Consider the following 6229-nt stretch of genomic DNA (forward strand, 5'->3'; position numbering starts at 1 on the left):
CTCAGCGGCGGTTCTTCAGGCGCATCGCAGCTGTGGCGGGATCGATGTCCTCGCCACGTTCCTTCGCAGCCTTGATTTCGGTCTGGATCGCGATGGCGACCTGATTGCTGTCCGAGAAGTCCGGACCATTGCCGTTTGCCAGTTCCGTCGTTTCGACGGGCACGGGCAGCTTTTCGAGCAGCTCGCGAAAGGCGCCGCGCGGCGACGTCGTCTTCTGAGCGCCTGCTTCCGAGAAGGTCAGCACCTCGTCGGACATTTCCGAAAACAGCGCGATGGCGGTGTCCTTCAGGCCGATCGGGAGACGGCCGGCTGCGATGATGCCTTCGACAAAGGCGCTATCGGCCTGAGCCTGGGCCCTGGTGTTGGCCTCGGAGAAGGTCGTTTCGCGGGCCTTGATCGCGGCTTCACGAGCATCGAGTTCGGCAAGCCGCTCGGCCTCCGTCTTCTGGACGTTGGTCATGGAAAGATCCTTGATGGTTTCAGAGAAGGTCGGCCGCACCTCTTCCTCACGCGCTTCAGCACGCATGGAGGCAGCGTTGTCCGTGATCTGGTCGATCTCGTATTGCGGGATGATCCGATCGGCCGTCGCGATGTCGGCCGTCTCGATGAAGTAGTCGCGCATGCCCCGGAAGAGCCGGCCGATGCTGTCCATCGTCCAAGCGGTGCGCCAAGGCGTCTCGGCAAACTCCAGAATAAGGTCCGTCGCTTCAGCGAATTCGATCCCGGCCAAACCTTTGACGGCCGGTGGCTCGGCGCCGAGGAAGCCGACATGACGAAGATGGTAGGAGCCGGGCGTCGGGTTTCCGGGTGCGGCTGGATCGTAGAGCGCGGCCGAGACCTTCAGGAACTTGCCGTCGCGCACCATCTCAGAAAAGGACGGGTCGAGGCGATCAGGCTCGGCGACGAGGCGCCCGTCTTTCACCGACAGCGCCTTCACCCAGCCGAATGCCGGCGCGTTCGTCTTCGGATGACCGACAACGATCGGCGCCTGATGGTTGGCCGGATCGTAAGAGGAGGCGATCGCCGCAACATCGGCGTCGGAGAAGGTGATCGCCTTCCCCTGCGTCGAAACATGGCTGCCGGTTTTGAAGATTTCGAACGGTTTCATGCCCGGCATCTAAGCCAAGGCGTGCCCCGTCGTCGGGACCGCGAAATCGCACACCGAGGAACAAAGGCTGGAAATCCGGACGGGAGGGCAGCGGCGCATGCCGGACACGATCTTCAGATCGTTTTCAAAGCCGTTTCAAAGCCCTCTGGCGCGTTTGACCGACCTGTGCGCCATCACCGGGCCTTCAAGCGCACCATTGGCCTCCTGAAGCCCTTTTGCAAGCAGGCTATTTCTGCTCAATCGCCTCAACGAAGTGATCCTTGACGATGTCGAGGATAGCCGTAATCGACGCGTCATTGAACCCGAGGAATTGCCGCTTGGGGATTTTCACGCTCTGAACCTTGAACGTCTGTCCGCCCATGGAGAACACGAGCGCCTCGGCCGTCTTCGGTCGGATCGTTCCGCCCTCATTGTGGATCCGCGCATAGACTTCGTTCGATCCGATTTCGACGCCGTCGCCGGCGAGCTGCCAGACGATTTGGGAAAGGCTCCGGGTCTCTCCGCGCAGGATGCCTGGGCCCTTCTTCGTCTTGGCATAGAGCGGATTGAGCGCGACCCACGGCGCGCCGTCTGGATCCTTCTGATCGACGAAGCGGCGCCGGGTGACCTTGGCTTCGAACTCGCCGATGTTCTTCAGCGCTGGCTTGATGTTGCCGGCCGCTGCCAGAAGGCGCGCCAGCGCATCGTTGATGGAGGCATCGTCGATCGTGATTGTCGCAGCGGCCATTGCGTCGTCCCGTTGTTCTGCTCGACAGCCAGTGCTATATTCTGGCTGTCGGTTGATCGAGGCGCCGGAGCCCTCCGTAGATCTTCTGACGCAAAGCGCGCCCCGGCAGGCGCGCTTTTTCTATTCCGGTCGGCGGTAGAGCAACGCTCCACGACGATAATTCCGAAGGTAATCGTCCTTCGTGTCGAAGCCGGTCACGGCCACCCAGCCCCTGTTGGTCCATTCGAAGCGCACGAACAGGGCACGGCCATCGGGCAGGATGATCCGCTTGAGGTAGGCACGGCGCAAGACCACGCCGCTTTTCATGGCCGCCCAGTCCACCCAGATTTCGTCTGGCGCGATGATGGTATCGGCCAGCAGCTTGGCGTACTGGCCCCGGCCGCGTTTGTCGCTCTTCAGGCCGACGACGGTCCCGTCCGGCATGCGCTGCTCGAAGAGCGACCGGCTAATGGTGATGAGCCCGCCGGACTTATCGCGGAACGGGCCTTCGCCCTTCTTCAGGTCGAACCGCTTCAGGAAGCCTTCGACATAGGCTTTCGGCTCCAGGCCCTCCGGCATGAGGTCGCGGCTCTTGGCGACGGCCGGCGCGGGAAGATCCGGCAGGTTGGCCGGCGCCGGCGCATCTGGCTGATACGCTGGCAGCGGCTCGCGCAGCTCGGTCGGCACGACACCGTCAAGCCATTCCTTGCCGACGTTGTATTCCCAGCCGCGACCGATGCCGCCGATCCGCTCTTCCTTCTCGCCGGTGCGAGGATCGATACCGTCATATCGGACCAGCTCGGGCGCCTCATCTGGCGCATCCTTGCCGAGCGCCTGCATCTCGCGCCGGGACAAAGCCTCGACATCGCAACCGCATCCCCAGCCATTCGGCGGGTAGATGCGGTCCCAGATCGGATCGTTTGCTGCCCAGACCTTGCCGTCCCAGGCGAGGTGCTGAAGGCGCGGATGCAGCGCGCCGGAATGGACGTACTGCCAGTAGGGCCGATACTTCAGGACATCAGGATCTGTGAGCTGCTTGTATCGCCCGGCCATGTAGCTGGTGCGCATGTTCGTCGTGTAGATGATCCGCGCGCGCCATGCGCGCCGCTCGCCATCCGTCGATCCACGCGCATTAAAGAGCCAGCCCGTGCGATCGACGATGGCGTCAAAGTCCTTTTGAAACTCTTTGAAGCCCGTTCCCTGGACACGCGCTTTCTCGATCGCCGCCCGGAAATCTCCCAGCATGTCATCCCGCGTGACGCCGGCGACAGAAAAGCCGCGGACATGGGCTCCATGCTTCAGATCGTCATAGCGCCTGGTGGGCAGGTTGACCTTGCCGGCGACGAAGTCGATTGCCTCCTGAAACGGGATCTGCTCACCGGCCATCGACGGATGCCACGCCTTCGAGCTGGGCGAGCAGCGCGGCCTGCTCGAGGAGCTGAGCCAGATCGTCTACGCCCATCTCCGACGACAGCCGTGCCAGCCGTAGCGTCAGATCGTCATAATCGCGCGCCTCGGCGAACTCGGTGCGGATCTGTCCGATCATGCTGTCGAACACGCCGGCGCCGGCGGTCTCCAGCTGGTCGGTCAGGTTGGCCACGACACGCTCGCTGTTGGAACGTGCCGGCGGGTCTGCGAAATCCAGATTATCGAGCGCGCCCTTGGCCGCAACGCCGGGCTTGCCCGGTTTGGTCTCCGGCGCCGGCTTCTCAATCCATTCGCCGCCATAGGTGTCGTCGATGTACTGCGGGTCCTTCGGACGATAGCCCATCTTGTAGATCGTCTCGTCGCGCTTGATCTTCTCGTTGAGATCCTCGGCCTCGGCGAAATCGCGCCAGACGTCGGGGATGCCGGCGCCGGGAAAGTTCAGCTCGACGATCCACCGGGCGATGGTGTCCTTGATGGTGGCGGAGATCAGATCGGCATCCGCCTTGGCGATCGCAACGCGCACCTCGTTGTGGACTTCGCCGAGCGATCGCGCGCCGCGCTCGCCGGAGTTCGTGGTCAACGTCTCACCGAGCACCGCCTCGCTCATAAGTTCGTCGAGGTATCGGTTCAGCTTCTCAAACACGTCGCCGCCGCCGGCCTTCGCCTCCAGCAGCTCTACGATGACGTTTTCCGGTACCGCAATGCCGGTGTCGTTCGCCAGCTGCCGGATCGCGGCCAGCATCTCGTCCTGGCGTTGCTTGTCGTAGCCACCGGGATACGTGATCTTCGTCGTCGGCGTGCCGTGTTTCTCGACGGCGCGCAGCCACTGTGCCAGTGCGTTGCGCTTCATCCATGCGGGCCAGTAGAGGACTTGCCCTATGCCGACGCCATATGGATCGTCTTCATCGTCGTCGATCGAATGCCTGTGAACCACGAACTTCCGATCGGGAACCGGCACACCCTCGATCATGGCAGCGCGCGTCAGGAGCCGGAGTTTGCCGTCCATGTCGAACCGGAACCGGCGCTGCTTCTTGACCTTAACGGCCTGTAGCGTCCAGACGCCGGCGACATTGGCCCAGAGAACCTCGGCAACGGAGAAGCCCTTCAGGACGGCGCCCAGCATGCCGCGTGTCAGCTTGTCGAAGTCGATCGCCTTCAGCTGGCGCTTGACTTCCTCGGCCGCGCGCTTGTCGAGATCGCTTTCCGATGCCTCGAAGACACTCCATTCGCGGCTGACCACTTCCAGCTTTCGCTTTTGCAGGATGGCGAAGGCATGCGGATCGCGCCGGATCTCGTCATAGAGCTGATGGCTCTTGCCAAGGCCACGCGTGCGCAGGATCTCGTCTGTCGGCTGCATGACGCCGGCGAACTCCGGGACGAACGGGTCCGTCCGGATCGTTGCGATCTCCATGGTGGTTCAGCCATCTCAGTACCCCGTAAATGCGGAAAGATCGGATCGGGCGGCTACGGCGCCGTAAGCTCCGGTCGCGTCCGTGAACTGGCCGGCTGTCGGACGGTCATCCCCTGTCACGCCGGCGCCAACTTCGCCGCCTTCCTGCTCACTGGCATAAACTGCCAACGCTCCGGCGACGGCACTGTCGCCATGGCGCGCGAAACCGTCCCCCTTGCGTGCGAGCATCGTCCGGCACCTTGGCAATGCCCTTGGTCATCTTCAGCAGACGGTAATCGCCGAGCACGTCGTCATCGAGCGGCAGCTCAAACGTGCCGTCTTCGAAGCCGGCTTTCAGCTTCGGCATGTTGAGCATGTACCATTGCTGCGAGAGCTTGATCTCCGAGACGAACGACGCGCCGAACGCCTGCCGTGCCGCCTCGGCATGCGCCGCACCGTTGCCGGTAGCGTCAAAAGCCGCGTGGAAGAAGCGCGGCAAATGCTTTCGCAGGAAGAGGATGATCTGGCGGGCTCTCGAACGGCACGTTGCGCAGCTCGAGGAGGAACGGCGTGCGCAGGCTGGTGTCGAGACGCACCTGAAACGGATGGATCACGGACAAGTCGCCCGATCGGCCGAAGTCCTGGCGAAGCCGGACCGCATCGTCGGATCGAGACGCTTCAGATGCGGCAGGAGCTGCTCGGTGCAGAAGTCCGCGATCTCCGCATCTCGAAGCTCTTTCGGCCATCGACAAAGCCTTCCGGCGACGCCCAGCGAATAACCGGAATGTCTTCCTTCATCCGCGACATGATCAGTGATCGGGTAAGGAACGCGCCGACGACATCGATGGGATGCAGAACAGCTCCTCGTCAGCGCCGGCGCCATAGAACTTGATGATGTCCTGGCGCCAGTCGGCCTCCGCCTCGGCCGACCACGGCTTGCCGGTCACATAGGCGATCCGCTCGTAGAGCCCCTGCTGCAGCGCCGTGTCGAAATCGATGCGCAGATGCTTGTAGCTCTGCCGGCCGGCAGGGATCTCTTGGATCTGTTCGTTGAAGTGGTTGTCAAAGCCATCATGCGTGGAGCAGACGATGACCTGTCCGCCCACATTAGGAACGCGAGCGCCGCCTTTAGCAGTTCTTCGAGGCTGTCAACGAAGGCCGCTTCGTCGATCATGACGACGCCCTGCTTACCGCGCAGGGTGCGCGGCGCCGATGACAGGCCGACGATTTCGAAGCCCGACGAGAACTTGATCCGGAATGCCTGAATGGCGCGCTCGCCATCCTTGTCCGAGTCGTCCCAGATGAATTCCTGCATCTCCAGCGCGGCTTGGCTGAAGGCGCGGGCCCACATGGCGCAGGCGTCGATGAACTCCGCGTCATCTCCTGGCTATAGGAGATGTACATGAAGTCCATGCCGCCGGCTTCGCGGCACGCGCTGCGCGCAGGACGGCATAGGCTGCGCACGCCATGTCAGGCCGATACGGCGCGACTTCTCGACGAAGAGAACGCGGCAGGCCGTTGTCTCGAGGAGGGCAGCGTCTGCTGCTGGTACGGCAACAGCGCCTTGCGGGCGCCGATCCGGTTGATGACGGCATCG

The 6229-nt window shown here is 62.9% G+C and carries 7 protein-coding genes; 1 reads left to right on the plus strand and 6 read right to left on the minus strand.

Annotated features, from left to right (window positions below; translation table 11 throughout):
- Position 1: 1 nt before the first annotated feature.
- From GA0004734_RS17375 to GA0004734_RS26440, 6 genes are all read right to left on the minus strand, one after another.
- Positions 2-1108, minus strand: coding sequence for a peptidase (locus GA0004734_RS17375; RefSeq protein ID WP_092936404.1), 1107 nt, complete (start codon positions 1106-1108; stop codon positions 2-4).
- Between the two features lie 226 nt (positions 1109-1334).
- Positions 1335-1835, minus strand: coding sequence for a phage virion morphogenesis protein (locus GA0004734_RS17380; protein ID WP_092930016.1), 501 nt, complete (start codon positions 1833-1835; stop codon positions 1335-1337).
- Between the two features lie 120 nt (positions 1836-1955).
- On the minus strand, positions 1956-3200 hold the full coding sequence (locus GA0004734_RS17385) for a PBECR2 nuclease fold domain-containing protein (RefSeq protein ID WP_092930019.1): 1245 nt from the start codon (positions 3198-3200) through the stop codon (positions 1956-1958).
- Positions 3190-4653 carry a DUF935 domain-containing protein gene (locus tag GA0004734_RS17390; protein WP_092935676.1) on the minus strand — a complete coding sequence of 488 codons (1464 nt, stop codon included), beginning with the start codon at positions 4651-4653 and terminating at the stop codon, positions 3190-3192. Before GA0004734_RS17390 ends, GA0004734_RS17385 begins: the two co-directional genes overlap by 11 nt.
- Positions 4654-4801: 148 nt before the next feature.
- Positions 4802-5131, minus strand: a complete 330-nt coding sequence (locus GA0004734_RS26435) for a hypothetical protein (RefSeq protein WP_245292456.1) — start codon at positions 5129-5131, stop codon at positions 4802-4804.
- A 310-nt stretch (positions 5132-5441) separates the two neighbouring features.
- The gene (locus GA0004734_RS26440; protein ID WP_245292457.1) at positions 5442-5738 is read right to left on the minus strand and encodes a hypothetical protein; all 297 of its coding nucleotides are present in this window, start codon (positions 5736-5738) and stop codon (positions 5442-5444) included.
- Between the two features lie 296 nt (positions 5739-6034).
- Here GA0004734_RS26440 and GA0004734_RS26445 point away from each other — a divergent pair.
- On the plus strand, positions 6035-6229 hold a 195-nt coding region (locus tag GA0004734_RS26445), incomplete at its 3' end, for a hypothetical protein (protein WP_245292458.1).

The organism is Rhizobium sp. 9140 (assembly GCF_900067135.1).
In the GTDB taxonomy this organism is placed as follows: domain Bacteria; phylum Pseudomonadota; class Alphaproteobacteria; order Rhizobiales; family Rhizobiaceae; genus Ferranicluibacter.

Bases quoted from the DNA above. Each gene is read 5' to 3' on its own strand.
- GA0004734_RS17375 (WP_092936404.1), bottom strand. From the start codon at position 1,108: ATGAAACCGTTCGAAATCTTCAAAACCGGCAGCCATGTTTCGACGCAG.
- GA0004734_RS17380 (WP_092930016.1), bottom strand. From the start codon at position 1,835: ATGGCCGCTGCGACAATCACGATCGACGATGCCTCCATCAACGATGCG.
- GA0004734_RS17385 (WP_092930019.1), bottom strand. From the start codon at position 3,200: ATGGCCGGTGAGCAGATCCCGTTTCAGGAGGCAATCGACTTCGTCGCC.
- GA0004734_RS17390 (WP_092935676.1), bottom strand. From the start codon at position 4,653: ATGGAGATCGCAACGATCCGGACGGACCCGTTCGTCCCGGAGTTCGCC.